Source organism: Arthrobacter zhaoguopingii, from assembly GCF_009828595.1.
GTDB classification, from domain to species: Bacteria; Actinomycetota; Actinomycetes; order Actinomycetales; family Micrococcaceae; genus Arthrobacter_D; species Arthrobacter_D zhaoguopingii.
Genome location: NZ_WPNY01000008.1, coordinates 66,311 through 92,862, shown reverse-complemented (window position 1 = coordinate 92,862; position 26,552 = coordinate 66,311). Strand labels below are relative to the sequence as shown.

The window sequence follows — 26,552 nt, the reverse complement described above, 5'->3', positions numbered from 1 at the left end:
CAGGGGTCAGCCGTACGAGCGAAGGCGGCCCCATGCACAGCTTCACCCCCGACGACGTCCCCGACCTCACCGGCCGCCGCGCCATCGTCACCGGGGCCAACAGCGGCATCGGCCTCCGGGCCGCCGTGGCCCTGGCCCGGAAGGGCGCCCACGTGGTGCTCGGCTGCCGCGACGCGGGGCGGGGGCAGGAAGCCGAGCACCACGTGCGCTCCCTCAGCGGAAATTCGGCGGTGGAGATGCGCCTGCTCGATCTGGCCAGCCTCGCCTCCATCCGGCAGTTCGCCGCCGGCTGGGAGCACCCGTTGGACCTGCTGATCAACAACGCGGGGGTTATGGCGCCACCGCGCAGGGTTCTCACCGAGGACGGCTTCGAGTCGCAGTTCGGAATCAACCACCTTGGCCACTTCGCCCTCACCGGGCTCCTCCTCGGGCAGCTGCGGGCGGCCGGCGGTTCCCGCGTCGTCACCGTCTCAAGCCTCGCCCACAAACGCGGGCGCCTGAACTTCGGGGACCTCCAGTCTGCCCGGGCATACCGTCCCTGGGCCGCCTATGGCCAGAGCAAGGCGGCCAACCTCTACTTCACCATCGAACTCGACCGGCGCGCACGGGCGGCGGGGTGGCAGCTCACGGCAGCGGCGGCGCACCCGGGCCTCGCCCGCACCAACCTGGTGCGGAACCGCCAGGCGGGACCGGTGCTCGACCTGCTCGGCGGATTCCTCGGCGTGCTGAGCCAGTCCGATGAGGCCGGTGCGCTTCCGGTGCTCTATGCGGCCACCGGCCCCGACGTTGAGGGCGGGGACTACTACGGGCCGGACGGCCCCGGAGAGACCCGCGGAAACGTCCGCCTCGTGGCGCCCTCCCCGCGCGTCCTCGATCGCGAAGCCGCCGCACGGCTCTGGGATCGCAGTGTCGAACTGACCGGCGTCGACTACCGGGCCTTGATGTCCCGCAGCTGAAACCCGGGCGCACGGCCCCACAGCGGGCCGGGCTCCCGGCCGCCGGCACGCGGGAACCGGGGCAGCGGCGATCCCAGGCAGGTATGAGCAGGCAGCAGCGGCCTAGAGCCGTGCGGCGTGCGGGGCCCGCACCCGGCCAACGGCCTCGACGACCGCCGCGGCGGCCGCCTCCAGGTCCGCCGCCGTCACTTCCGAGGTCCAGGAGAGCCGCAGCGCCGTGGTGGCGGTATCGGCGTCGAGACCCATTGCGAGGAGGACGGCGGAGGGCTCATCCGACCCTGCGGCACAGGCGGAGCCGGACGATGCCACCACGCCGAGGCGCTCCAGTTCAAGCAGGACCGATTCGCCGCTGAGGCCGGGAAAGCAGAAGGACGCGAGGTTCGGCAGCCTCCGCTCCGGATGCCCGGTCAGGACGGCGCCCGGCACCCCGGCCAGGACGTGGGCGGTGAGCCGGTCCCGCAGCGCGGTGGAGACCTCCGCGGCAGCGGCCCAGCCCCGCCGGGCGGCCGTCAGCGCCGTCGCCGCGCCGACGGCGCCGGCCACATTCTCCGTCCCTGAGCGGCGCCCCCGCTCCTGGCCGCCGCCGTGGATCACCGGCTCCACCTGCACCCTGCGGCGGAGGTACAGCACCCCGGAACCCTTCGGTGCCCCGAGCTTGTGGCCCGAGATGCTCAGCGCGTCGACACCCAGCGCCTGGACGTCGAGGGGAAGCCACGCCGCGGCCTGGACGGCATCGGTGTGGAAGTACACCCCCCGGCTCCGACAGATTCCGGCGAGTCCGGCGATGTCCTGCACGGTGCCGACCTCGTTGTTGGCATACATCACGCTGCACAGCGTCGTCTCCGCGGTCAGTGCTGCCGCGAGCCCCTCAGGGTCGACCTTCCCTGCACCGTCCACCGGCAGGACAGCGATCCGGAAGCCGTGGAACCGCTCAAGGTACGACAGCGGTTCGCGGACCGCGGCGTGCTCGAGCGCGCTCGTGACGATGTGCCGTCCGCGCGGTGCCGCGAGGGCTATCCCCTTCAGCGCAAGGTTGTTCGCCTCGGTGCCGCCCGAGGTGAAGACCACCTCCGCCGGCCGGCAGTTCAGTTCCGCAGCGACGGCCTCCCGCGCGGAAGCGAGGGCGGCCGCGGCGGCCTCCCCGACCGCGTGGTGGCTCGAGGGATTGCCGAAACCGCCCGTCAGCAGCGGCCACATCGCCTCAAGCACCTCCCGCCGCACCGGCGTCGTGGCGGCGGCGTCGAGGTAGATCATGACCGCAGCTCCGCCGGGGACCGCCCAGCCGCCGCCGCGCCCGCCCCCGCACCGGCGTATCCGGAGACGGCGGGCCGGAAGTCGAGGCCGAGGTCGAGGCTGCGGACGCTGTGGGTCAGGGCCCCGGAGGAGATCAGGTCGACGCCGGTCGCGGCGATGGCGGCAACCGTCTCAAGCGTGACGTTGCCGCTGGCCTCGACCAGGGCGCGGCCCCCGACCCGGCGGACGCCCTCGGCGAGTTCGGCCAGGGAGAAGTTGTCGAGCAGAATCGTGTCGACCCCTGCGGCGAGCACCGGTTCGATCTGGTCAAGCCGGTCGACCTCCACTTCGAAATGCACGGTGTGCGGGAGCCGTGCCCGGGCGTCCGCGAGGGCAGCGGTGAGCGCCTCCGGGCCGTCCGCGGACAGCAGTGCAAGGTGGTTGTCCTTCACGAGCACCGCGTCCGAGAGGCTGAACCGGTGGTTGAACCCGCCGCCGCAGCGCACCGCATACTTCTCCAGCGCCCTCAGGCCGGGGGTGGTCTTGCGGGTGTCGACAATGCGCGCACCGGTTCCGCGGACCGCCTCGACATACCGGGCGGTGAGGGTGGCGATGCCGCTGAGCCGCTGAGCCAGGTTGAGCGCGGTGCGCTCGGCGGCAAGGATCCCCGCGGCGGGACCGGAGAGGGTTGCGAGCACGGCGCCCGGGGCGAAGGCGTCGCCGTCGTGCAGCTGCGGCTCCACGGTGATGCGCGGGTCGGTCAGGCGCATCGCGGACTCGATGACGTGCGCCCCGCAGAAGATCCCTGCCTCCCGGGCCGTGACGGCGCCGGTGGCCAGGACCGACGGCGCGATGAGGCCCTGACAGGTGATGTCGCCCCAGGGTGAGTCCTCGGCGAGCGCGGCTAGAATCACCGCGTCGAAGACCGCGGCGGACGGGGCGGAGGCGGCTGCCGGTGGGGTCATTGCGGGAATCCTTCCTGGGGGGTGGAAGCGCGGACGTACGCCGTGCTCTTAGGAATTGATCGCGGATCGGTCAGCGGGAAATCCGACCGGTGGTGGGCACCCCGGCTTTCCCTGCGGGCGGTGGCGGCATGCACCAGCAGCCGCGCACACAGCAGGAGGTTGGCGGTTTCGAGTTCCTCGGCGGTGCTGCCGGCGGGCGCATAGGCGGCCAGCTGCTTGGCGGCCAGTTCGAGCCCGGCCGCGTCCCGGACGACCCCGGCCTGCCGGGTCATCAGGCGCTGCAGCTGGGCCCGGTCGAAGGGTTCTCCGGCGTCCGGGGCTTCAAGGGCGAGGGGGTCGGCGGAGAACGCTGGCCACGGGGCCTCCGGCGCGGCCAGGGCTTCGGCCGTACGCTCCGCGAAGACGAGTCCTTCGAGCAAGGAGTTCGAGGCGAGCCGGTTGGCGCCGTGGACCCCGGTGCAGGCGGCCTCCCCCACCGCGTACAGGCCGGGGAGCGAGGTCCGGCCCGAGGTGTCGGTGCGGATCCCGCCCATCCAGTAGTGCGCGGCGGGCACCACCGGGACCGGTCCGCGCGCCCAGTTCAGGCCGTGGCGCGCCGTCAGGGACGTCAATGAGGGGAACCGGCGGGCGAGGAACGGACCGCCCAGGGCGGTCGCATCGAGGTACACACACCTTTCACCCCGCACGGCGAGGTGCTGCGCGATGCTGCGGGAGACGACGTCGCGCGGTGCCAGTTCACCGTCCGGATGGTAGGCGGGGAGGAAGCGGGTGCCGGAGGCGTCGCGGAGGACCGCGCCCTCCCCCCGCACCGCCTCGGAGATGAGCGGGCTGCCGGGGACATCGAGCGCTGTGGGATGGAACTGGAAGAACTCGGCGTCGGCCACCACCGCCCCGGCCCGCCAGGCCAGGGCCACGCCGTCGCCGGTGGCCACCGCCGGGTTGGTGGTGTGCTCATAGAGCCTGCCGGCCCCGCCGGTCGCGAGCACGACGGTGTCGGCCGCGATCTCCCGTTCACCAGCATCCCCGCCGGCGGAGGGGCCTGCAGGGCGGATGCGCACGCCCGTGACGCGGGGTTCGCCGGGCGGACCCGCCTGCAGCAGGTCCGTGACGAAGATGGATTCAAGGATCCGGACGGAGGGGTCGGCGCGCACCGCGCCGATCAGCGCGCCCGCCAGCGCACGGCCGGTCGCGTCGCCGCCGGCGTGGAGGATCCGGGCCGCGCTGTGCGCCGCCTCCCGGCCGCTGGACAGCGCTCCTCCGACGCTGTCGAAGCGGAACCCGAGGGACTCAAGCCAACTCACCTGGCCCTCTGCCCCGGCGCATAGCAGCCCGACCGCGTCCGGGGCGGCGAGCCCCGCGCCGGCGGCCAGGGTGTCGGCCGCGTGGGCAGCCACGCTGTCCGGACCGCCTGCCCGGGCGCCGGTCCCGGACGGGTCCTGTCCGGGAGCACCAGACAGCACCGCCGCCATGCCGCCCTGGGCGTACCAGGTGTTGCTCTCCTCGAGGGCGGCCTTCGTGATCAGGGTCAGCTGCGCGCCCGGCAGGGAACGGCGGATCCGGAGCACGGCTGCCAGCCCTGCTACACCGCCGCCCACGACGACCACCCGGTGCGGGGCGGCCGGGTAGTCAGCCGGGGCCGGGGTCATGGCCGGACCGCGAGCATGCGCTGCAGGGCGGTGCGGGCGGGGGCTGCAGTCGCGGCCGGCACGGTGATCCGGTTGCGCACCTCGCCCTCAAGCAGGCCCTCGAGCACCCAGGCGAGGTACCCGGGGTGGATCCGGTACATCGTGGAGCACGGGCAGATGACGGGATCGAGGCAGAAAATCGTGTATTCAGGATGTTCTGCGGCCAGGCGGTTCACGAGGTTGACTTCGGTGCCGATGGCGAACGTGGTGCCCGGAGCGCCGGCGGCGATCGCCCTGCGGATGTAGTCGGTCGACCCGGCCTCGTCGGCGGCATCGACGACGGCCATCGGGCACTCGGGGTGGACGATCACGCGCACCCCCGGGTGCTCGGCCCGGGCCTTTTCGATCTGGGCGACCGTGAAGCGCTTGTGGACGGAGCAGAAGCCGTTCCACAGGATGACGCGCGAGTCGAGGAGCTCCTGCTCCGCGAGGCCGCCAAGGTCCTTGCGCGGGTTCCACAGCGGCATCCGCTCCAGCGGGACACCCATCGCCTTGGCGGTGTTGCGGCCCAGATGCTGGTCGGGGAAGAAGAGCACCCGCTGCGCCCGCTCGAAGGCCCACTCCAGCACCGCGGCGGCATTGGAGGAGGTGCAGACGATTCCGCCGTTCTCGCCGCAGAACCCCTTGAGCGCCGCCGAGGAGTTCATATAGGTGACCGGGAGCACCGGAACCCTGCCCTCGGCGTCGGGTTCCGTGCCGTACACCTCGGCGAGCTGCTCCCAGCAGTCGGTCACCGAGTCGATGTCGGCCATGTCCGCCATCGAGCAGCCGGCGGCGAGGTTGGGCAGGATCACCGCCTGGTCCGGCCGGGAGAGCAGGTCTGCGGTCTCGGCCATGAAGTGCACGCCGCAGAAGACAATCGCCTCGGCCTCGCTGCGCTGGGTTGCCGCGCGGGCGAGCTGGAAGCTGTCCCCGACGAAGTCGGCGTGGCGGATGACCTCGTCGCGCTGGTAGAAGTGCCCGAGGATGACCACCCGGCTGCCCAGGGCGTGCCGCGCCGCGGTGATGCGCCGGTCCAGTTCGTCGTCGCCGGCCCTCCGATATTCCTCGGGCAGTTCGCCCTGGCGGGGGGTCGCGGCGGGCGCGGGGTCGGCCATCGAGGCGCCCGGTCCATAGGTGGGCACAGGGGTGTCGAAGGCCCACGGGCCCTCGGCGAGCGCGGGTGAACAGGTGCCACCGGCGGCCGGGGCGGCCTGTGCTTCGGCCCGGGTGATGAGCTGGACCGCGGTGTTGACAGAGGTCATGGGGTTCTCCTGGGGAAGCCGGGATTGGGTGAGGCGGCGCCGGTGTAGCGGTAGAGGCGGGGCGGACGGTGCCTGCCGCCCTGCTGGAACGTGTCGGTTGGAACGATGTCGGGGGTGGCCCGAAGGTGGCGGCGGAAGTTGGCCGGGTCGAGCTCCCGGCCAAGGACCGCCTCGTAGACCCCGCGCACCTGGGCGAGGGTGAAGGACTCACCGAGGAAGGAGAAGGCGATCGGCCCGTATTCCATCTTGTTGCGCAGCCGCCAGAGGGCGTATTCGACGATCGTGTTGTGGTCGAAGGCGAGGTCCGGCAGGGCGTCGGCCGGGAACCACTTCACGTTTTCCGATTCGCGCGCGAGGTCCGCCTCCCCCGGCTGCACGAGGGCCCAGTAGACGATGGAGACAAGCCGCTGGGTGGCGGCGCGGTCGAGCCCGCCGAAGGCGTAGAGCTGTTCGAGGTACCGGGGGGCGAGCCCCGTGGTTTCGTTCAGGTTCCGCGCCGCGGCGTCCTGGAGGGACTCCCGGCCCGACAGCGGCCCCCCGGGCAGTGCCCACTTGCCCAGGTGCGGCTCGCGGATCCGCCGTACCAGTGGCATCCAGAGCGCCTGCCGGCCGCCGTCGGAGCGGAGGGCGAAGATCACCGTGGAGATCGCCAGTGCCGGGGGGAGCTGGCTGCGTTCGGTCACGTTCGCCGAGCTGAAGTCCATGCCTGCACCGCCCTTAAAGTTCAGTCCGCCGCGGCAGCCTCGGTTAAAGTCACTATGACTATAACAGGCTTCCAGGTCCTGCGGCAGGGCCCCCGAAGGCCGCGGCCCGCATCAGCGGCAGGGTCCGCGCCTCGAAGTGGGTGTTGAGGACGATGACGCTCGAGGAGCGGATGACGGTCCGGGTTGCGATGATCGCGTCGATCACGCGCTGCAGATCGGCGTTGGAACGGGCTGTGACCCGTGCCAGCAGGTCGCTCTCCCCCGACACGGTGTGCAGCTCCTGAATTTCGGGGATCTCCGCGAGCGCCTCGGCCACCGCGTCGTGACCCGAATCCTGATGGATGATCAGCGAGCAGAAGGCCGTCACGCCGTACCCCATGGACCCCGGGTCGATGCGGGGGCCCCAGCCGCTGATCACCCCGCTGCGCTGCATCCGTTCAAGCCGCGCCGACACCGTTGCCCGCGCGACCCCCAGGACGCGCGATGCCTCGAGCACCGAGATCCGGGGGTTGTCGGCGAATAGGTCAGCGATGCGGACGTCGAGCCGGTCAATCTCCATGGGTTGCCTTCCTCCCGGACACACCGTGCCCTGCCGCGGCGGCGCCCTGACCACCCGGGCCGAGACTGTCCGGGCCGGGGCCGGCTAAGGGCGGACGCCTGTTTGTACAGACGATAACGGCTGAACGGAGCAGTCTGTACAGCCGGTTGCGCCCAGGCACCGTTAACTGCGGCAAACTGCGGAGGATCGACGCGGCAGATTGCGCAGGAGCTCGGGTACGGATACCGTCGCCCAAGACCCTCTACACAAGGACGCACCATGGAATCTCCGACACCTGCGGATCCGAGCGAGCTCGAGGAGCTCTACCGGCTCCTCGCCGCCGTCCGGCAGCTCGATACCGCCGCGGTCCGCTGGCAGCGCCAGGGCATCATCCCCGGCTACGCCCCCCTGCTCGGGCAGGAGGCGGCCCAGGTGGGCAGCGGCTACGCCGTTGACCCCACGCGGGATTTTCTATTCCCGACCTACCGGGAACTCGGCGTTGCACGGGCCGTGGGCGTGGACATGGTCGAATACATGGCCACCCACAAGGCCACCTGGCATGGCGGGCTCTATAACCCCGCCGCCACCCACTTCGCCCCCATCCAGGCCGTGGTCGGCGGATCGGTGCTCCACGCCGTGGGCTGGGCGCACGGCCAGAAGCTGGCCGGGCCCGGCGAGGACGGCTACAACGTCGCCCTGACCTACTTCGGCGACGGCGCCAGCTCCCAGGGCGATGTCCATGAGGCGATGAACTTCGCGGCCGTGATGAAGTCACCCGTCATTTTCTTCGTGCAGAACAACGGCTGGGCCATCTCCGTGCCCACCGAGCGCCAGGTGGCGGGCGGGTCGGTCGCCGCCCGGGCCGCCGGGTACGGCATGCCGTCGCTGAGCGTGGACGGCAACGACGTCACGGCGGTGCTTGAGGCCACCCGGCAGGCCCTCGCGCACTGCCGGGACGGCGGCGGCCCGATCCTCATCGAAGCCCGGACCTACCGGCTGGGGCCGCACTCTACGAGCGATGACCCCGGACGCTACCGCAGCCTGGATGAGGAGCAGGCGGCCCGCCGCTCCGATCCGCTGGCCGCCTGCGAGGCCCTGCTGCGCACACGCTTCGGCACGCCCGACCCCTTCTTCGCCGCGGCCCTCGCCGCGGGCGAGGCCGAGGCCGATGCCGTCCGGCAGGGCCTTGAGGGCCTTGCTCCCCGCCCGGGAAGCGAGATGTTCGACTTCGTCTTCCAGGAGCCGACCCCCGCACTGAAAGCCCAGGCCGCCGCCTGGAGGACGGAATCCGAGCATGTCTGAGACCCTGTCGAGCCCCCTGTCCCCCGCCGCCGGCGGCGACGGGCCGGCCGCACCCGCGCCGCTGACGCTCTCGATGCAGGGGGCCCTGAACCGTGCGCTCGGGGAGGTACTTGAGGACAACCCCAAGGCCCTCATCTTCGGCGAGGACGTCGGCCGCCTGGGCGGGGTCTTCCGCATCACCGACGGGCTGCAGGCCCGCTTCGGCGCCGAGCGCGTCTTCGACACCCCGCTCGCCGAATCCGGCATCCTGGGCATGTCCGTCGGCCTGGCGATGGCGGGCTTCCACCCCATCCCCGAGGTGCAGTTCGACGGCTTCGCGTATCCGGCCGTGAACCAGATCGTCTCCCAGGTCGGGCGCATGAACTACCGCAGCCGCGGGGCCCTGCCCATGCCGATCACCCTGCGGGTGCCCAGCTTCGGCGGGATCCGCGCACCCGAACTCCACGGCGAGAGCCTCGAGAGCCTCTTCGTCCACGTGCCGGGCCTGAAGGTCGTCTCCCCCGCGGACCCGCACCAGGCCTACCACCTGCTCCGCCTCGCCGGGTCGATGCCCGATCCGGTGATCTTCATGGAACCCAAGGCGCGCTACTGGCAGAAGGGCATCGTCGATCCCGCGGACGCCGGTGCACTTGAGGGTGCACGGATTGCCCGGCCCGGCCGTCACCTGACCCTGATCGCCTGGGGCGCCATGGTCGCCCGCTGCCTGCAGGTCGCCGAACTGGCGGCCGAGGACGGCATCGAGGTGGAGGTGCTCGACCTGCGCTGGCTCAGCCCGATCGACGCCGACGGCCTCGCAGAATCCGTCTCGCGCACCCGCCGCGCCGTCGTCGTCCACGAGGCGCCGCGCAGCAGCGGGCTCGGCGCGGAAATCGCCGCCCTCGTCACCGAAAGGTGCTTCAATACCCTCAAGGCGCCGGTGGAACGGGTGACGGGATTCGACGTCCCCTATCCGTCAGGCGACCTTGAGGACGAGTACATTCCCAACATTGACCGGATCCTGTTCGGAATCCAACGCGTATTGGAGCACCGCCGTGGCTGAACTCTCATTCCCCCTGCCCGACCTCGGCGAGGGCCTCATCGAGGCCACCATCCTCGAGTGGCTCGTCGCCGAGGGCGACCAGGTCGAGCGGAACCAGCCCCTCGTCGAGGTCGAAACCACCAAGTCCGCCGTCGAGCTGCCCTCCCCGCAGGCCGGTACAGTCGTGAAGGTCCACGGCGATGCGGGCGCGGTGATCGCCGTCGGCGATCCGCTGATCGTCTTTGAGGTGCCGGACGACACGGCCGGCATCGTGGGCACGGTGCCCGCCGAGAAGGCCCCGGCCCGGCGGGTACGGCTCAGCGCCGTGCTCGACGACGACTAGGCACCGGCCCGCGGAGCGGGATTTCAACGGCAGGAAAGGACAAGGCATGGGAAGGCACCGCGACCACCTGGTGGAGGGATCGGATCCGCAGCTGAGCGTGGCGCTGCATCCGCCCGCCTCCGACGCCGGGCTGCGCCCGGTGCTGCTCCTTCACGGCTTCGCCTCCTCGACGAAGCTCAACTGGACCGACACCGGCTGGATCCGCTTCCTCAACGAGGCCGGCCGGGCCGTTCTCACCGTCGACCTGCCCGGACACGGCGCCAGCGCCGCACCGGAGGCGCGCGACTCCTACTCCCCCAGCCGCATCCGCGCCGATGTCCTGCAGGTCCTTCAGGACCATCACGTGGTGCCCCTGCGCGAGGGCATGCCGGCCAGCGGCGTCGACATCATCGGCTACTCCCTCGGCTCCCGGCTGGCGTGGGAATTCGGCGCCACCCAGCCCGAACTGGTCCACCGCATGGTGCTGGGCGGCCCCGGCAGCGGTGACCCGCTTGCCGAATTCGACCTCGCCGCGGCGCAGGAGCTCCTCGCTGAAGGCACCCCGATCCAGGATGCCCGGACCGCCGAGCTGATGCGGATGGCCAGGCTCGTGCCGACCAACGACGTATTCGCACTGCTGACCATGGTGGAGGCGGTGAAGGACGAGCCGTTCATCCCCTCCGAGGCCGTGCCCCGGATGCCGCTGCTGCTGGTCGCCGGCGAGAACGATGACCTCGCCGCGACGGCGCAGGAACTGGCGGATCTGGCCCCGCAGGCGGAGCTCCTGAAGCTGCCCGCCCGGACCCACGCCAACGCGGTGACCTCGCGCGCCTTCAAGTCCGCCGCCGTGGCGTTCCTGTCCGCCTGAACCCGCCCCCGCGCAGGCCGCCGCCCGCTGCGGGTGGCTGGCGCAGCGGATAAACTTTAGGTAAAGGGACCTGCGCCGCAGGGCAAAAGACCGTAGGGGCAGGATACAATCGAGCCAAGTGCTCAGTAGACTTACCTTTTCTGCGCGCCCCACCTTGACCTTTCCAGCCACCACTTTCCCGGGAGAACACCCATGGATGTGCTCCTTGCCGAGCGGTACCAGACCACCGACCTGCTCGGCGTCGGCGGCGCCGCCTCCGTCTATAGGGCGGTCGACCGCAACCTGCAGCGCGATGTCGCGGTGAAGGTCTTCCAGCCCACCACCGCCGATGACGACGACTACCGCCGGCAGCACACCGAGACGCTCCTGCTCTCCACCCTGAACCACCCCGGGCTGGTGACCCTCCACGATGCGGGGCTGCACCAGGATGAGGACGGACGCACCACCGGCTTTTTGGTGATGGAACTCGTTGACGGCGAGGACCTGCGCAAGCTGCTGAAGAAGGGTCCCCTCGCCCCCGCCGCCGTCGCCCAGGTCGGAGCCGACCTCGCCGACGCCCTCGCCTACATCCACTCCCACGGGGTGGTGCACCGCGATGTGAAGCCGGCGAACATCCTGATGTTCCACTCCGGCGACAACGACACCCGGCTCTACCCCAAGCTCACCGATTTCGGCATCGCGCGCATGGTGGATTCCACCATGGCCACCGCCGTCGGGGCCACCATCGGCACGGCCAACTACCTCAGCCCGGAGCAGGCGCAGTCGGGCAACATCGACGAGCGCAGCGACATCTACTCCCTCGGCCTGGTCCTGCTCGAGTGCCTCACCGGCGACAAGGCCTTCCCCGGGCCCGTCGTGGAGGCGGCCCTGGCCCGCCTGCTCCGTGATCCCGAGATCCCGGAATGGCTGGGCGCCGACTGGGCGAGCCTGCTCACCAGCATGACCGCCCGGAACCCGCAGGACCGTCCGGACGCCCACGAGGTTGCCCTGCTCCTGCGGGTCCATTCCGACGAGGGCGCGGGCTTCTCGGGGATCGGGACACCCCAGGCGGCCGCAGGCTCCGCCCCCGCCGACGACGGCGACGGGGTCTCGACCGGCGGAATCACCACCGGGAACATCCACATCCCCGACCCGCCCTCGCACGCCCCGAGCCTCGGATAGTCCGGGACAGCGCTAGTCCGGGGCAGCGCTAGTCCGGATCAGCGCTGCTCCAGGGCAGCGCTCAGCGGGGTTCGCCGCCCTCGACGTCATCCTCTTCGGGCTCGAAGTTTGAGGGCTCATCGAGCGTCGTTGCGCCGATTCCCTCCTGGTTGTCGGGGATGGTGCCCTCGGGACCCTCCCCTGTGTCCTGCCCGTTGGTGCCTTGCCCGCTGGTGTCCTGCTTCTTGCCGTTCGGCGTCTCGGTCATTTCATCCTCCGGCGTAGGTGTTTGTTCCTTCGATCCTAGGAGCCCGGGGGGGCAACGCAAAAGACCGGAGGGCCAGGTTGGTTTCCTGGCCCTCCGGTCTTTTGTCTGCTGCGCGTGTGCGCCCGGACGCCCCGGTTGAAGGTCCCGGGCGTGCCGGCTCAGTGCTGGGAGACTCCAAGCGGCGCACCGCGGGTCTCCCGGGCCAGGGTGACCCCGACGAAGGAGATGGCGCACAGGATCATGATGTAGATCGCCACGGCCCCCGACCACTGGTAGGTCTCCAGCAGCAGCTGCGCGACCATCGCCGCGAACGCCCCGCCCAGGATCGCGCCCAGCGCGTACCCGATGGAAATGCCGGAGTAGCGCACGTTCGCGGGGAACATCTCCGCGTACATCGCGGACATGGGCCCGTAGGACAGTCCCAGGCCGATGGTCAGGACGAACAGGCCCAGCCCATAGAGGAAAATGTTGGCGGTGTCGACGAGCATGAACATCGGCAGCATCCACACGAACACCAGCGCATAGCCGATCTGGAAGGTCCGCACGCGGCCGATCCGGTCGGAAAGCCAGCCGCCGACCATGGTGAAGATCAGCCAGCCGAAGGAGGCGAGCGTCGTGGCCAGCAGCACCGGCACCACTGGCATCTCCAGCGCCGTGGTGGCGTAGGAGATGAAGAACGCGATGACCAGGTAGCCCGCGGCATTGTTGCCGATGAAGATGACGGCGGCAAGGAGCACCTCGCGGGTGTTCTTCCGGAACAACTGGCGCAGCGGCGCCTTGCTCTCACCCTTGCGGGCCAGCATCTCCTTGAAGACGGGGCTTTCACTGACGGCACGCCGGATCAGGTAGCCGACGATGATCAGCACCACCGACAGCAGGAACGGCACCCGCCAGCCCCACTCGAGGAACTGGTCCTCGGGGATGGCGGTGCGCAGCAGCAGCAGGGTGCCTGTGGCCAGGATCATGCCGATCGGAACGCCGATTTGCGGGTAGGCACCGAACAGGCCCCGCTTGCCCACCGGGGCGTGTTCCACCGACATCAGCGCCGCACCGCCCCATTCACCACCGGCGGAGAACCCCTGGACGATGCGCAGGAGGATCAGCAGGATCGGCGCCCACACCCCGATGGAGGTATAGGTGGGGAGGATCCCGATCAGCGCGGTCGCCGCGCCCATCAGGATCAGGGTAAAGACCAGGACCGACTTACGGCCGATGCGGTCACCGAGGTGCCCGGCGACGATCGCTCCGAGGGGCCGGAAGAGGAAGCTGATGCCGATCAGGGAAAAGGCGAGGACCTGGGCCAGGCCCGGGTTGGACTCCCGAAGCGGAGTGAGGAACAGCGCGCCCAGGACCGTGGCGGTGAGCTGGGCGAAGATGAAAAAGTCGTACCACTCGATGGTTGTTCCAACGAGGGTCCCGGCCAGGACGCGGCGCTCCTCGCGTGAGGTGCGATGCTCCGTGGCGTTCGCAGCGGTGAAAGACGTCATTGTCACTCCAAGGGACGGGAAAACATTACCGACAGAACGTTCGGTTACGTGAGCTAAATCATACGCAGGACCTCCCCGGGATGGGGGAGGTCCTGCGGATCAATTTCCGCGCGTCAGGAGTCCGCTGTGGCCGAGGTGCCGGCGGAGGCGGGGGCTGATCCCACAAGAGGCTGTCCGCGCGTCAGGAGCCAGTGGGACCGGAAGCGGCGGCGGTGGCCTCGACGGACCGGCGGTGCGCCCGGAGTCCGGCCGCACCGGCCAGGCCCAGCACCAGGAGCGCGGCGGCTGCCAGCACCGGCACCGCGAAGGCGGCATCGGTTCCCACCCTCTCCGCGAGGGACCCGGCGACGGCGGAGCCGAGGGCCGAGCCGGCGACAATGCCGCTGGCGAGCAGGGTCATGACCGTGCCGAGCAGGCGTCGGGGTGCCACCATCGACCCGATGCTGAAGATCGAGACCATGGTCGGCCCGACGGGGATGCCGAGGAGGAACAGCACGAGCACCATTGCCGGGATGCCCGAGGGCAGGAACAGCAGCGCCGCCAGGCCGACCATGCCGGCCGCCGAGGCGATCCACCGCCAGGAGTGCGCGAAGGTGGCGGGCCAGAACGCCACCGACAGGGCAGCGCCCGCCGAGCTCAGCCCCATCACCGCGTAGAGCAGCCCCGCGGCGGAGGCGGCGTCGAACTGCCCGGCGAAGGCGGTGAGCGTCGTCTGGGTCCCCCCGAAAAAAGTGCCCATCGCGACCATGCCCAGGACGGGAATGGAGATCAGCAGGCGAGACCGCCGGCCGGTCACGGCCGGCCCCGGCTCCTGGACGTCAGAGCGGCCGCGCGAGGATCCGACCAGGCGGCCGGTGGGGTGGACGGCGAACGCGCTCACCATGGCCAGGGTCAGCACCGCGGCAAGGGTCAGGGGGACCCAGGGGGCGGCGAGGCTTGCGAGGAGGCCGACCAGGGCGGGACCGAGGACGAACGTCAGCTCGTCGGCGGTGCTTTCGTAGGACATGGCCGTGTCGAGGTCGGAGGGCCTGCGCGTCATCGCCACCCACCGCACCCGCGCCAGCGGCCCGATCTGGGGAGAGGTGAAGCCGGTGAGGAAGGCGGCGGCCATGACGGGAACGGCGGCCGCGGCGGCGGTCCCGGTGAGGGCAAGGGCGAGCACCACCAGCGCCACGGTGGCGACGGTGTTCAGGGCCGCCGCCGGCAGCAGGACGACCCGCTGGCCGAAGCGGTCAGCGAGGAAGCCGAGGATCGGCGCGCCGAGGGCGGAGCCGATGCCGACGGCGCCGGCCGCGAATCCGCCCAGCGCGTAGGAGCCGCTGGCCGAGGTCACGATGGTGAGGGCGCCGACGGTCAGCATGGCGAGGGGCAGCCGTGCCAGGAACCCGACGGAGAGGAAGGAGGTGCCGGCCAACTGCGGGAGGCGGCCGAAGCGGCCGAACCGGCGGGGCCGCTCAGGGCCGGCGGGCGAACGTTCGGCAGCGGGGCTGAGGGAAGGAATTGCGTTCATTGTCATCCGGGTACTTCGAATCGCGCATCGTCCCTCCTCCCGATGCGCCCTACCCGGTAACTGAGTGAATTTACACCATCTGGAGCTGATCCACAAATTCCAGGCGGGAGCCCTCGCGGTCCTTGTGGACCTGGAGCTGGGCCGGGATGCGCAGTTTCAGTTCGGCGACATGGCTGACGAGGCCGACAACCCGGCCTCCACTGCGCAGGCCGTCGAGCGCATCCATCACCTGTTCCAGTGCCTGGTCATCGAGCGAGCCGAAGCCCTCATCGACGAAGAGCGTCTCGATGTCGATGCCGCCTGCCTCCTGCTGCACGACGTCGGCGAGGCCGAGTGCCATGGCCAGGGACGCCATGAATGATTCCCCACCGGAAAGCGTCGAGGTGTCCCTGCGGTTTCCGGTCCACCCGTCGATGACACTCAGCCCCAGCCCTGCCTTCTTGTTCCCGGTAAGCGCGTCGCTGTGCACGAGGGCGAAGCGCCCGTCCGTCATGGCCAGCAGCCGCTCGGTGGCGGCCTCGGCGACCTGCTCGAGGCGCGACGCGAGGACGTAGGTGCTCAGCGGCATCTTGTACCGGTTGTCGCCGCCGCCCCGGGCGGAGTCGGCCACCGAGCGCAGCAGCGCGTGCCGCTCCCGCAGCGGCGCAACGGCCGCTTCCTGTTCCACCAGGAGGGCGTTGTAGGCCTGGAGCTGGCTCAATGACTGGTCAAGCAGCCGCAGGGCCACCGCCTCATCGGCTGCCCTCTCCCCCAGCGCGGCGTAATCGCGGCCAGCGGCCTGGACCTCGTCCTCGGAGGGGACGGAGCGGCCCTCTGCCTCGTCCTGAAGGGCGGCGGTGATATCGGGGCTTTCCCCCTCGGCCTCGAGCCGGTGCCCTGCCGCCTCATGGGCGCGGATGCGGCGCAGGGTCTCCTCAAGCGCTTCTGCTTCGAGGAGGGCCTCCCGGACGGCAGCGGCCCCGTCGAAGTGGGAGCCGGCGAGGGCATCGGCGAGGGCGCTTACGGCCTTGTCCCTGCGCCCTGCGGCCCGGTCGAGGGCCTCGAGGGCCTCCCGGGCCGCGACGAGCACCGCACGGGCGGAGTCGACCGCCTCCGCGCGCTCGTGGAGGGTACCGAAACCGCGCCGGTGGTGTTCGAGGCGCGCGGCGAGCTCCGCGGCCTGGTCCTCAAGGCTCCGCAGCTGGGCGGCGGCCTCGGAAGCGGCCCGGCCCGCGTCCTCCAACTGCGCAAGGATCTGCTGTTCCCTGGCGACGAGCGCGTCGATCCGTGCCGCAGCGTCCTCAAGCTCCTGCTGGGCCCGGCGCGCTTCGGTGAGCCGGGCCTGCGCCTGCTGGGTCGCCTCCCGGGCAACGGCCGCGTCCCGTCCGCCACCGAGGGCGGCGAGCCGGGCCGCTTCAAGCGCCGCTGCGTCCCGCAGTGCCCGCGCCTCGTTCAGGCGTGCCTCCGCCGCTGCGTGGGCCTCCCGGGCCGCCTGTTCGTCGGCGTGGGTGACCCTTTCGTCGTCGCCGGCCCGGGCCGGGTCCGGGTGCTCGAGGCTGCCGCAGACGGCACACTCCTTGCCGTCCTCAAGCTGGGCCGCGAGCTCGACGGCGGCCTGCTCAAGGCGCAGCTGCAGCCGGGTCAGCCACATCTCCTTGCGGCGGAGGTGCTCCTCGTGCGCTGCCGCGTAGTTCTTCTCGGCTACCGAGCGCCGCTGGTCCGCCTGCGCATGCTCGGCGATGGTGGCCTCAAGCGCCCGGGCGGCCTCAAGCGCCTCGGCGCACCGGGTCTCCTCCCCCGCGGTTTCCCTCAGCCCAACGGCCTCCTGCTCAAGCAGCGCCTTGTCCGCGCGCAGCTCGGCCAGCCGTTGCTCCAGCCCGATCGTCCGCTCGGCCAGTGAGGCGCGCTTCGCCGAGATGTCCCGGATACGTTCGTTGAGTCCCTGCAGCCTGTCCTCGTCAGGGAGCGCAGCCTGCAGCACTCCCAGATCCGAGGCCGCGGCACGGGCCGCGGCCTCGAGCCGGGCGGCAGTGGGCGCCAGGTCGAAGAGGGCGTCGGTACCGTCACCGGCACCCGCGAGGTAGGTGGCCGCGGTGCCGTCGGCCCGCAGCGTGTCGAGGGCTCTGTCGCAGCGCGTGCGGCAGTCTTTGTGTTCGAGGCCGGCGTCTTCGGCGGCGTCGAGGACCCCGGCCAGCAGGCGGGCATCCTGGTGCCGCTCCACGGCCGCGGCCAGCGCCGCCGCCTCTGCGGCACCGGCTTCGTGTTCGGCCTGCGCGGTACGGTGCCGTTCGAGCGCGACCGCCCGTGCCCGAGCCGCGGCGAGCCCGGAGTAGCGCGCCTTGTCCTGTTCCAGCTGCCGTCCGGTCCGGTCCGCCGCCGCCGCCGCTTCGGCAGAACGGGCAGCGACGGCTTCGAGCAGCGTGTGCACGACCGCCTGGCCGCCCGGCGCCGGCTGACCCTCGGCCGGAACGTCGGCTTCGATGCCGTGCCGCGCCGCCTCGTCGAGCGCCCGTTGGATGGTCTGCCGCTGTCCGTCCTCCGCGGTGGCCAGGCGGGACGCCGCCTGGCCGGCCTGCTCGCTCAGCAGTTTTTCAATGTTCTCGAATCGATCCGTGGAGAACAGGCGCTGAAGCAGCTCCCGCCGGGAACCGGCATCGGCGCGCAGGAAGGCAGCGAACTCGCCCTGCGGCAGCATCACCACGCGGGTGAACTGTTCCTTGTCCATGCCCAGCACATTCAGCAGCTCCAGGCCGGCCTCGTCGTTGCGGGCGGACTTCTGAACCCAGGCGCCGTCGACGAATTCGGAAAGCAGGGTCCGGGCCTGCTCGGTCGTGGTTCCACCGCCGCGCTTCGAGGGCCGCTCCCACTGCGGGGACCGGGTGACCGAGAACCTGCGCGCGCCGACGGTGAACTCAAGCTCGACCTCCGGAGCGAGCCCGATGGGCGCATGGTCGCTGCGCAGGCGCTTGGCGCCCTGCCGGACTCCGGGCACCGATCCGTACAGCGCGTAGCAGATCGCGTCGAGGACACTCGACTTCCCCGCACCCGTCGGGCCGTTGAGCAGGAACAAGCCCTGGGCGCTCAGCGCGTCGAAATCCACGACCTGCCGCCCGGAGAAGGGACCGAAGGCCTGGATTTCAAGGCGGGAGATCCTCACGCTGCGTTTCCCCTGTTCATGTTCACTGGGCTGCTTCCGGGCCCGTCATCGTCTGCGTCTGGTGCTTTCCAGGTCTGGTCTCCCGCCACCGCCGCTCACCGCTCGGAGTTGAGGCTGAGGGCGGCGTCCACGGTCGCGGACAGGAGTTCCCGCTCTTGGGGTGAAGCCTCGCGCGAGCGCACGTGCTCGAGGAATCCGCAGCAGATTTCGGCGTCATTCGTCGCCGCGGCGATGCGCTGGCTGTAGGTGCGCAGGTCACCGGCGTGCCCGCCCTCAGGCTCGAAGGCGAGGACGAGGGTGTCCGGGAAGCGGGCGCGGAGCCGTTCCATGGCGCGCGGCGGGCGCTCGGCATCGGTGAGGGTGATCGAGCAGTACGCGTGTTCGGCGTCGGCGAGGGACTCATCGCTCAGGAGGTCCTCGATGCGGCCCCTGAGCACGGCGAGTTCCTTGGGTGCCGGCCACTGCACGGGCGTCACCGGGCCCAGTCCCGCGGCCGTGATCTCCACGAGCCAGGCACCCTTAGTCTGGCGGGCCTCGGAGAAGGAGTAGGCAAGCGGCGAACCGGAGTACCTCACCGTGGGCGAAAGCTTCTGTTGCCCGTGCAGGTGGCCCAGGGCCGTGTAGTCGAAGGCATCGAACAGGTCCAGCGGTACCGCGCCGAGCCCGCCCTGTGCCAGTTCCCGCTCGCTGTCCGAGCTGATGCCGCCGCTGGCGAACGTGTGGGCCATCACCACGGAGTGCACGGTGCCTGCGGACCTCCGGCGGCGCAGGTCCTCCTGGATCAGCCCCACGGCGGCCCGGGTGACGCTTGAGTGGGTCGGCTCGGCCGACAGGGCGCCGGCAACGACCCGGGGCTCCAGGTAGGGGATGCCGTAGACGGCGAGGTCGGCCCCGGGCCCGAGCGGAAAGGTGACCGGCCGCCCGATGTCCTCGGTCCGGGTCCGCAGGTGCACTCCTCCGCGTTCGAGGATGCGGCCGCCAAAGCCCAGCCGGGTCGCGGAGTCGTGGTTGCCGCTCGAGATGATGACCTCGGCGCCCGCCCCGCGCAGCCGGTCGAGCGCCTCGTCGAAGAGCGCGACGACATCCACCCCGGGCAGGGCCCGGTCATACACGTCCCCGGCGACGAGCACCACGTCCACCTGGGCGTCACGCACCGTCTTCTCGAGGTTGTCTAGAAACATCCGCTGGGCCGCGAGGGTTCCCGCTCCGTGGAAGGAACGGCCGAGGTGCCAATCCGAGGTGTGGAGTAACAGCATATTTTTACGCTACCGCCCGCCCCGGACATTCCTGCGGGCACCGCGCGGGCGCCGGCGAAATTCCACCCCCGAAGGAGTTTCCCGGCGCCCGCGGCCGGGGAGAGGAGCCGTTAGCCGCGGCCCGTCGTCCCGGGTCCCTTGTCGAAGAAGGAGCGCGCGTCGTCCGGGGAACCTATAGAAGCCGCCGGGCCGGCTGGGGGCGCCGCCGGAGCTGCAGCGCCGGTTCCGACCGTATCCGTGCCGGTGGAGTCGGAGGGGGCAGCGGTGGTGGCTCCGACGGGCGCAGCGGGCGCCGATACGGACTTCCGGCCGGCCGCGTCGAAGCTTCGGAAGGCCAGGCCGGCGATGATCGCTCCGACGAGCGGCGCCGCGAAGAACAGCCACAACTGGGCGGTGGCCCAGTCACCGGTGAACAGGGCCGAGGCGGTGGATCGTGCCGGGTTGAGCCCGCCGTTGGTGACCGGGAGCAGCAGGGTGAGCAGGGCGGCATAGGTCAGGCCGACCGCGAACGGTGCCGTGCTCCGGCCGGCGTGCCCGGCGGTGGCGCCGAGGAACACGGCGACCAGGAGGGCCGTGCAGACGGCTTCGGCCAGGAACACGCTGCTCAGCGGGAACTGCGCCGCCGAGTGCTCCTCGAAGCCGTTGGAGGCCGCCGCGAAGAGTCCGTTGACGTCGGTGAGCTGGGAGTTGGCGCTGAGCAGAAGCCACAGCAGGCCGGCGGCGGCAAGGCCGCCGACAAGCTGGGCCAGGATGTAGGGCAGCACGGAGCCCCACCCTGTGCGTCCGGCGACGGCCGAGCCGAGGGTGACGGCGGGGTTGAAGTGCCCACCGGAGATGTATCCGAAGGCGATCATGGCCGCGAGCAGCGCGAATCCGAAGGCCAGGGTCGGAGGCACGCCCGACTGGGTGTTGAGCATGGTGACGCCCAGTCCGGTGAGGACGACAGCAAACGAGCCGACTGCCTCGGCGGCAGTCCGGGCAGCCGGGCCGTAGGAGCGCAGGGGCAGGGCTCCGGTCCGGTCCTGTCCGGCGTCCGTGGAGTGATGGATTCCGTGCGACATAAGGCAGTGCGTCCTTCGGTTGGGGCCATTGGCTGTGCCCGCCGCCCTCGCTCGCGCTCCCGGGCGGCGGGCACAGCCGTCCAGTCTCCCATCCTAGGCGGACCTAGACTTGAACGATGGCATACCACGCAACCTACCCCCAGCGGGTCTCCGGGAGTCTGCTCGGCGGCGCGCTCGGAGACGCCCTCGGCTACACGGTCGAACGCGACAGCCTTGAGGCGATCCGTACCCGGTTCGGCCCCGGCGGGGTAACCGCTCCGCCGGAGGACGGTTCGCCGTTCGTCTTCTCGGACGACACCCAGCTGACCCTGTACACGGTCGACGGACTGGTCGAGGCGCTTGAATGGGCAAATGACGGCGTGTCGGCCGATGAGATGGCCATTCTCTGGCTGGCCTACCTGCGCTGGCTTGCCACGCAGGGCGAAACCCCTCCGGATCCCGCGCCGGTTTCGCCGCCGCGGTGGATCGACGCCCAGGAGGTCCTGCACCACCGCAGGGACCCCGGCAAGGCCTGCCTCTCCGGGCTGCTCACCGGGGTGATGGGAACCCGGAAGCGTCCGCTCAACCCTCAGGCCAAGGGGTCCGGGGCGCTGATGCGCTCCGCTCCGTTCGGCCTGGTGCCCCGGATTCCCGGGGAGATGGCGGACCGGTTGACCCTCGACGCCGCGGCCCTGACGCACGGCCATCCCGCCGCGCAGACTCCGGCCGCCGTCTTCAGCCACCTCATCCGGTCCCTGGCCCTCGACGAGCTGGGCCTTGAGGCCGCCGTGCAGTCCGCCGTCGCCCATGCCGGGATCCTCGGCGATACCGAGCTCGCCGGGAACCTCACGGCTGCGGCCACCCTTGCCGCCGACGGTCCTGTCGCGCCCGAACGGCTGCCCGACGAGCTGGGCCGCGGATGGCTTGCCCCGGAGGCCCTCTCCCTCGCCGTCTATGCCGCGCTCGCCTCCGCCCGGCCGGACCCCGCGCAACACTTCACCGCCGGCGTCGTCCTGGCCGTGAACCACGACGGCGACAGCGACACGACCGGCTCGGTCACCGGGAACATCCTGGGGGCACTGTACGGGGAGGCCGCCCTGCCACGGCCGTGGCTCGACCGCCTGGACGGCACCGAGGTGATCAGGGCCGTGGGCTCCTCCCTCATCAAGGCGGCAACCGGCGAGTAGCCGGGCCCGGCCCGCGGTGGAACCTGCGGCGGGGCCTACTGGCTGCCGACGGGCCAGAGGCCGCCGATCATCTGCAGGAACTCCGCTTCCGAGAGCACCTCGATCTGCTGTCCACGCTCGTGCAGTTCAAGCACCCGGCGCGCCTTGCCCGTGACGCGGCCGTTGCGCAGGTCGGAGGCCACGAAACCATTGCCGACCACCAGCACCGTGGTGCGCCGGGTGACCGCGCTGGCCGGCTGAGCCCCCACCCGTGCCGCCCGTTCCTTCGCCTGCGGGCGGGGCATGCCAAGGTCGCCGGTGAAGACGACGGTCTGCCCGTAGAGCGGGTGGTTCGCATCGGCGGCCGGGTTGGGCGGCGGGTTGTCGCCCTCCTCCGGCCATCCGGCCCACCCTGCCGCAGCGCCGCGCTCCAGCGCCGTCCGGGTGGCCTTTGAGAGTTCATCGATACCGGGCTCATAGGGCTCGGCGCGCGAAAGCGGGAGCCGCTGCACGGCCATGAGCTCCTCAACCGTCGACGCGCCGCTGCGCCGAGCGATGTCCACGAAGATGCCCGCGCAGGCCCGCGCGTCCTCCACGGCGTCATGGTGGTTCAACAGCGGAACCCCCGCCGCCTCGGCAACGAACGGAAGGGAATACGAGGCCAGGGAGTAGCTGCGGCGCGAGAGCATCACGGTGCACGCATAGTCCCAGCCGGGCCCTGAGAGCTCCGACACTTCGAGCGCCGAGCGGATCACCCCGAGGTCGAAGGCGGCGTTGTGAGCCACCAGGATGTCCCCGCCGATGAAGCCGCCGATCTCGGGGAACAGCTCTCCGAACCGGGGCGCGGTGGCCACCTGGTCGGCGGTGATGCCGTGGATGGCGGTATTGCGGGAATCGAAGTAGTCGTGGCCGGCGGGTGGACGCATCAGCCAGGAGGCCTCGTCCACGACGCGTCCGTCCCGGACCTTCGTGAGTCCCACTGCGCAGGGTGACCCCCGAAACCCGTTAGCTGTTTCAAAGTCGATCGCCGTGAACTCAATTCCCACTCTCCAAGGCTACCTGTGCCGGATGGCGAAACCGTTCATCCAACGTTCACCCCGGTGGCGTGCCGGGAACCGCCGGGTGGTCGTACGCTGAACCATGCCCGGTTTCCTCCCTCCCCCGCAGTGGTATCTCTTCGATTACGGAATGGTGATCTCCACCGAGCCCACGAGCGAGGACTGGGACCGGCTGGAGGAAGAGGCCGGCGTTCCGGGGCTGCGGGAGCGCTCGTCCGCCTACTGGCAGCACCGCGACGGCTACGACGCCGGAGACCTGAGCCCGGTGCTGTACTGGTCGCGGGTGACCGGACACGCAGTCAGCGACGCCCGCGCCTCATGGCTCGATGTCCTCGACGCCAACCAGTGGTCGCACTACAACCTTGAGACCCTCGACGTGCTCGATGAACTGTCCGGGTCCGGCGCACGCCTGGCGCTGCTTTCCAATATGCCTGCCCCCATGGTGGGGCACTTCGCCGGAGCCCCGTGGACTCGACACTTCGAAAAGCTGTTCTTCAGCTCGTCGCTGCGCCTGATCAAGCCGGACGGCGCCATCTTCTCCCACGTCCTCGCCGAACTGGGCACCGAGCCCGGCCGCGTGCTGTTCATCGACGATTCGGCGGCGAACATTGCGGCCGCACGCGGCCTCGGGATCGACGCCCGCCTGCACCTGCGGGAGACCGATCTCTCGCGCGAGCTCAGGCGCCTGCCAGTATAGGCCGGACGGCCTCGACGCCTTCCACGGCAGCCGTCCACTCCGGGCGGCGGAAAACTTCACGTGCCAGCAGCAGCAGCTGCTGTTCGCGGACCTCGCCCGGGCGTGCCTCGGCGAGGGTGGTGCCGTTGGGCTGGTACCCAAGCGCCGCCGACACCCCGAGCGAGGCCGCGTTCCAGACGGCGGCGTCGGAGACGGCCGAGTGCGCCCCGAGGTGGTCGAAGGCGAAGGAGAGGACGGCGGAGCGCATCTCCTTGCCCAGGCCCCTGCCCTGCGCTTCCAGCGTCAGCCATGAGCCGGTGCTGACCCGGCGCAGCAGCGCGAAGCTGCGCGCCGAGAGGTCCTGGACGCCGATGATGCGGCCTTCGTGCTGGACCGCGAAGCTGATGGTCCAGTCCTCGGGGCTCAAAGCAGCCCGGAGGCTCCACTGGTACTTGAGGCTTTCACGGATGAGGATATCCCGGGGCGCATCGGTCCAGGGGACGCCAAAGGGCATGACCGAGCGGTCGTGGACGCCGGCGAGGATCGCGTCAACGAGGCCGGGCAGCTGGTCGTCGCGCACCGGGGTGAGGATGAGCCGGGGGGTGCGGATCGACAGCCCGAAGAGCGGCCAGAACTCAGCGAGGCGCGTGCCGGCGGTCCCCGTCACCGCACGATCCCGGTCATCGCGCTTCCGGCGCCCTGCGGCGCTTGAGGATCCTGCTGATGATGAAGTAGGCGGCGCAGAGGGCCACCGCTGCGATCACGATCTTCTGGAAGGTGTCCGCGTACCGCTCCACGAGGTGCCAGCTCTCCCCCAGGTAGAAACCGGCGAGGACGAAGATGAGGTTCCAGATCAGGCTGCCTGCGGCGGTCAGGACCAGGAACTTCCCCTGCGGCATCTTTTCGATCCCGGCCGGAATGGAGATCAGGCTGCGGAAGAGCGGGATCATCCGGCCGAAGAAGACGGCGCGGTAGCCGTAGCGGGCAAACCAGGCCTCCACCCTGTCGATGTCCTCAAGGTCGACAAGCGGAACCCGGGCCACGATCGCGCGCATGCGCCGGCGGCCCAGCGCCGCGCCGAGCGCATAGAGCGCGTAGGCGCCCACCACCGAACCGAGGGTGGTCCAGAAGATCGCTTCGAACAGCGTGAAGTTGCCGCGGCTCGCCGTGAATCCGGCGAGGGGAAGAATGACCTCGCTCGGCAGCGGGGGGAAGAGGTTCTCCAGGGCGATCGCCAGGCCGGCGCCGGGAGCGCCGATCGTCTCCATCACGTTCACCGCCCACTCGGCAACCCCGCCCAGTGCGGATCCGTCGGACTCAGTGGTCAGGCCCTGCTGCAGAAAAATAGTCATCGCCACCAAGTCTGCCCTATGTCCGGCGCCTGCCGCCAAAAAACGGTCAGGACCGGAGACCATCCCGGCCGCCGTCGAGGGCCCTGATCAGGTGCGGCAGCAGCGCCCTGAAGGCAAGGCCGCGGTGGCTGATGCGGTTTTTCTCCTCGGGGGTGAGTTCGGCGCAGGTCCGGTCGAGCCCTGCGGGGACGAGCACCGGGTCGTAGCCGAATCCGCCGGTGCCCCGCAGCCCGGTCAGCAGCGTGCCGCGCAGTTCGCCCAGTTCCACATGCACGGCACCGCCGGGCACGGCGAGCGCTGCGGCGCAGTGGAAGGCCGCGCCGCGGTGCTCCGGGCCGATATCCGCCAGCTGGGCGAGCAGGAGGTCAAGGTTCGCGGCGTCGTCGCCGTGGCGGCCGGACCAGCGGGCCGAGAAAATCCCGGGGGCTCCGCCGAGGACGTCGACGGCGAGGCCGGAGTCGTCGGCCACGGCCACCAGCCCCGTGGCCGCCGCGGTCTGGCGCGCCTTGATCACGGCGTTCTCCTCGAAGGTGACTCCGCTTTCAACGACGTCGGCCGCGCCCGCGGTCTCGGCGTCAACGACCTGGGTGTCGACGTCGAGCCCGGGAACCTGTCCGCGCAGCAGCTCGCGGAGTTCGCGCAGCTTGCCCGGGTTGCGCGTGGCGAGTACCAGCCGGTGCACCTGCTCAGGCACCGGCTGCTTCCTTGAGGGTGTCGAGCTGGATCTGCGCGAGCTGGGCCGTGCCCAGCAGCGCCAGGTCGAGCAGCGCGTCGAGTTCGGCCCGGTCGAAGGGCGCACCCTCGGCGGTGCCCTGGACCTCGACGAACTTCCCCGAGCCGGTGACCACGACGTTCATGTCGGTCTCGGCGCGCACGTCCTCGACGTAGGGAAGGTCGAGCATGGGAACGCCGTCGATAATGCCGACGCTCACGGCGGCGACCGTGTCGACCAGCGGCTTGGCACCGGCCGGGATCAGCTTCTTGTCCTTGGCGTACCGGATGGCGTCGGCGAGCGCCACGTAGGCGCCGGTGATCGCCGCGGTGCGGGTGCCGCCGTCGGCCTGGAGCACGTCGCAGTCAAGCACGATGGTGTTCTCCCCGAGCGCCTTGGTGTCGATGATCGAGCGCAGCGACCGGCCGATGAGGCGGGAGATCTCGTGGGTGCGCCCGCCGATCTTCCCCTTGACCGATTCGCGGTCGGAGCGGGTGTTGGTGGCCCGGGGCAGCATGGCGTACTCGGCCGTGACCCAGCCCTTCCCCTCCCCCTTGAGCCAGCGCGGGACTCCGCTGGTCAGCGAGGCCGTGCACAGTACGCGGGTGTTGCCGAACTCGATCAGCGCCGAGCCCTCGGCCTGGTTCGACCAGCCCCGGGTGATGCTGATGTTCCGCAGCTGGTCCGGGGTGCGGCCGTCGGCCCGCCGCACCGTCGGCGGGGCGGGAGTGGCGCCGTCGGGGGTGGCCGTGGCGGTGGTGGACGGGGCGGGGTGCGGATCGGCTGGGCTCATGGAGCCAGTCTAAACCGGCGGCGTGCCCGGCCCGGCGGCGCGGAGCGGGCGCGGGACGGCTGCAGGACGGGCCGGGGCGGGTAGGGGCGGGTAGGGACGGCAGCCGCGAGGCTGCCGCCGGGG

General features: G+C 70.9%; 25 protein-coding genes. 8 read left to right on the top strand and 17 right to left on the bottom strand.

The window, feature by feature from the left end; all coding sequences use genetic code 11:
• The first annotated feature begins 32 nt into the window (after window positions 1-32).
• Window positions 33-956, top strand: coding sequence for an oxidoreductase (locus GVV86_RS11915; protein ID WP_159802931.1), 924 nt, complete (start codon window positions 33-35; stop codon window positions 954-956).
• Between the two features lie 102 nt (window positions 957-1,058).
• Here GVV86_RS11915 and GVV86_RS11910 read toward each other — a convergent pair whose 3' ends face one another.
• From GVV86_RS11910 to GVV86_RS11885, 6 genes are read right to left on the bottom strand one after another with little or no spacing between them, the layout of a single operon-like run.
• Window positions 1,059-2,210 (bottom strand): cysteine desulfurase family protein, encoded by a 1,152-nt coding sequence (locus tag GVV86_RS11910; RefSeq protein WP_159802930.1) that lies wholly within the window; start codon window positions 2,208-2,210, stop codon window positions 1,059-1,061.
• On the bottom strand, window positions 2,207-3,154 hold the full coding sequence (nadC, locus tag GVV86_RS11905; RefSeq protein WP_159802929.1) for a carboxylating nicotinate-nucleotide diphosphorylase: 948 nt from the start codon (window positions 3,152-3,154) through the stop codon (window positions 2,207-2,209). The genes GVV86_RS11910 and nadC overlap by 4 nt, the downstream gene beginning before the upstream one ends.
• On the bottom strand, window positions 3,151-4,800 hold the full coding sequence (gene nadB, locus GVV86_RS11900; protein WP_159802928.1) for an L-aspartate oxidase: 1,650 nt from the start codon (window positions 4,798-4,800) through the stop codon (window positions 3,151-3,153). Before nadB ends, nadC begins: the two co-directional genes overlap by 4 nt.
• Entirely contained in the window at window positions 4,797-6,083 is a 1,287-nt protein-coding gene (gene nadA, locus GVV86_RS11895; RefSeq protein WP_159802927.1) for a quinolinate synthase NadA, read from the bottom strand. The genes nadB and nadA overlap by 4 nt, the downstream gene beginning before the upstream one ends.
• Window positions 6,080-6,787 (bottom strand): NUDIX hydrolase, encoded by a 708-nt coding sequence (locus tag GVV86_RS11890; RefSeq protein ID WP_159802926.1) that lies wholly within the window; start codon window positions 6,785-6,787, stop codon window positions 6,080-6,082. The genes nadA and GVV86_RS11890 overlap by 4 nt, the downstream gene beginning before the upstream one ends.
• Before the next feature lie 58 nt (window positions 6,788-6,845).
• Complete coding sequence (locus GVV86_RS11885; protein WP_159618436.1) at window positions 6,846-7,346, bottom strand: Lrp/AsnC family transcriptional regulator; 501 nt, start codon at window positions 7,344-7,346, stop codon at window positions 6,846-6,848.
• Window positions 7,347-7,604: 258 nt separating this feature from the next.
• On the opposite strand from GVV86_RS11885, the gene GVV86_RS11880 reads away from it, so the two are divergent.
• The 5 genes from GVV86_RS11880 to GVV86_RS11860 all read left to right on the top strand — a co-directional run bounded on the left by GVV86_RS11880 (window position 7,605) and on the right by GVV86_RS11860 (window position 11,996).
• Window positions 7,605-8,627, top strand: coding sequence for a thiamine pyrophosphate-dependent enzyme (locus GVV86_RS11880; RefSeq protein ID WP_159802925.1), 1,023 nt, complete (start codon window positions 7,605-7,607; stop codon window positions 8,625-8,627).
• Window positions 8,620-9,666: an alpha-ketoacid dehydrogenase subunit beta gene (locus GVV86_RS11875; protein WP_159802924.1), complete on the top strand. Its 1,047-nt coding sequence runs from the start codon at window positions 8,620-8,622 to the stop codon at window positions 9,664-9,666. Before GVV86_RS11880 ends, GVV86_RS11875 begins: the two co-directional genes overlap by 8 nt.
• On the top strand, window positions 9,659-9,988 hold the full coding sequence (locus GVV86_RS11870) for a biotin/lipoyl-containing protein (protein WP_159618442.1): 330 nt from the start codon (window positions 9,659-9,661) through the stop codon (window positions 9,986-9,988). Before GVV86_RS11875 ends, GVV86_RS11870 begins: the two co-directional genes overlap by 8 nt.
• 46 nt (window positions 9,989-10,034) lie before the next feature.
• A complete protein-coding gene (locus GVV86_RS11865; RefSeq protein WP_159802923.1) occupies window positions 10,035-10,835 on the top strand; it encodes an alpha/beta fold hydrolase in 801 nt (266 codons plus the stop codon).
• A 192-nt stretch (window positions 10,836-11,027) separates the two neighbouring features.
• Window positions 11,028-11,996 (top strand): serine/threonine-protein kinase, encoded by a 969-nt coding sequence (locus GVV86_RS11860; RefSeq protein ID WP_159618446.1) that lies wholly within the window; start codon window positions 11,028-11,030, stop codon window positions 11,994-11,996.
• A gap of 61 nt (window positions 11,997-12,057) precedes the next feature.
• On the opposite strand, the gene GVV86_RS11855 is transcribed toward GVV86_RS11860, so the two are convergent.
• The 6 genes from GVV86_RS11855 to GVV86_RS11830 form a co-directional block, all read right to left on the bottom strand.
• Window positions 12,058-12,243, bottom strand: coding sequence for a hypothetical protein (locus GVV86_RS11855; RefSeq protein WP_159618448.1), 186 nt, complete (start codon window positions 12,241-12,243; stop codon window positions 12,058-12,060).
• A 158-nt stretch (window positions 12,244-12,401) separates the two neighbouring features.
• The gene (locus tag GVV86_RS11850) at window positions 12,402-13,730 is read right to left on the bottom strand and encodes an MFS transporter (protein ID WP_159802922.1); all 1,329 of its coding nucleotides are present in this window, start codon (window positions 13,728-13,730) and stop codon (window positions 12,402-12,404) included.
• Window positions 13,731-13,911: 181 nt separating this feature from the next.
• Window positions 13,912-15,240 carry an MFS transporter gene (locus tag GVV86_RS11845; protein ID WP_425483360.1) on the bottom strand — a complete coding sequence of 443 codons (1,329 nt, stop codon included), beginning with the start codon at window positions 15,238-15,240 and terminating at the stop codon, window positions 13,912-13,914.
• A 70-nt stretch (window positions 15,241-15,310) separates the two neighbouring features.
• Entirely contained in the window at window positions 15,311-18,376 is a 3,066-nt protein-coding gene (locus GVV86_RS11840) for an AAA family ATPase (RefSeq protein ID WP_159802921.1), read from the bottom strand.
• A gap of 95 nt (window positions 18,377-18,471) precedes the next feature.
• Window positions 18,472-19,632 carry an exonuclease SbcCD subunit D gene (locus tag GVV86_RS11835; protein ID WP_159802920.1) on the bottom strand — a complete coding sequence of 387 codons (1,161 nt, stop codon included), beginning with the start codon at window positions 19,630-19,632 and terminating at the stop codon, window positions 18,472-18,474.
• 110 nt (window positions 19,633-19,742) lie between these two features.
• The gene (locus GVV86_RS11830; protein ID WP_159802919.1) at window positions 19,743-20,693 is read right to left on the bottom strand and encodes an aquaporin; all 951 of its coding nucleotides are present in this window, start codon (window positions 20,691-20,693) and stop codon (window positions 19,743-19,745) included.
• Between the two features lie 116 nt (window positions 20,694-20,809).
• Between GVV86_RS11830 and GVV86_RS11825 the strand changes: the two genes are divergently transcribed.
• Entirely contained in the window at window positions 20,810-21,859 is a 1,050-nt protein-coding gene (locus tag GVV86_RS11825) for an ADP-ribosylglycohydrolase family protein (RefSeq protein ID WP_159802918.1), read from the top strand.
• Window positions 21,860-21,894: 35 nt separating this feature from the next.
• Here the strand turns inward: GVV86_RS11825 and GVV86_RS11820 are convergent, their stop codons facing one another.
• On the bottom strand, window positions 21,895-22,884 hold the full coding sequence (locus GVV86_RS11820) for a 3'-5' exonuclease (protein WP_159802917.1): 990 nt from the start codon (window positions 22,882-22,884) through the stop codon (window positions 21,895-21,897).
• A 94-nt stretch (window positions 22,885-22,978) separates the two neighbouring features.
• Here GVV86_RS11820 and GVV86_RS11815 point away from each other — a divergent pair, with 94 nt between their 5' ends.
• On the top strand, window positions 22,979-23,593 hold the full coding sequence (locus tag GVV86_RS11815; protein ID WP_159802916.1) for an HAD family hydrolase: 615 nt from the start codon (window positions 22,979-22,981) through the stop codon (window positions 23,591-23,593).
• On the opposite strand, the gene GVV86_RS11810 is transcribed toward GVV86_RS11815, so the two are convergent.
• Genes GVV86_RS11810 through rph form a run of 4 tightly spaced genes read right to left on the bottom strand, consistent with a single transcriptional unit; the run spans window position 23,574 to window position 26,429 of the window.
• A complete protein-coding gene (locus GVV86_RS11810; RefSeq protein ID WP_159802915.1) occupies window positions 23,574-24,239 on the bottom strand; it encodes a GNAT family N-acetyltransferase in 666 nt (221 codons plus the stop codon). The genes GVV86_RS11815 and GVV86_RS11810 overlap by 20 nt on opposite strands.
• 13 nt (window positions 24,240-24,252) lie before the next feature.
• Window positions 24,253-24,924 (bottom strand): DedA family protein, encoded by a 672-nt coding sequence (locus tag GVV86_RS11805; protein ID WP_159802914.1) that lies wholly within the window; start codon window positions 24,922-24,924, stop codon window positions 24,253-24,255.
• Between the two features lie 46 nt (window positions 24,925-24,970).
• Window positions 24,971-25,618, bottom strand: a complete 648-nt coding sequence (gene rdgB / locus GVV86_RS11800; protein ID WP_159802913.1) for an RdgB/HAM1 family non-canonical purine NTP pyrophosphatase — start codon at window positions 25,616-25,618, stop codon at window positions 24,971-24,973.
• The gene (gene rph / locus GVV86_RS11795; RefSeq protein ID WP_246669969.1) at window positions 25,611-26,429 is read right to left on the bottom strand and encodes a ribonuclease PH; all 819 of its coding nucleotides are present in this window, start codon (window positions 26,427-26,429) and stop codon (window positions 25,611-25,613) included. Before rph ends, rdgB begins: the two co-directional genes overlap by 8 nt.
• Window positions 26,430-26,552: the final 123 nt, after the last annotated feature.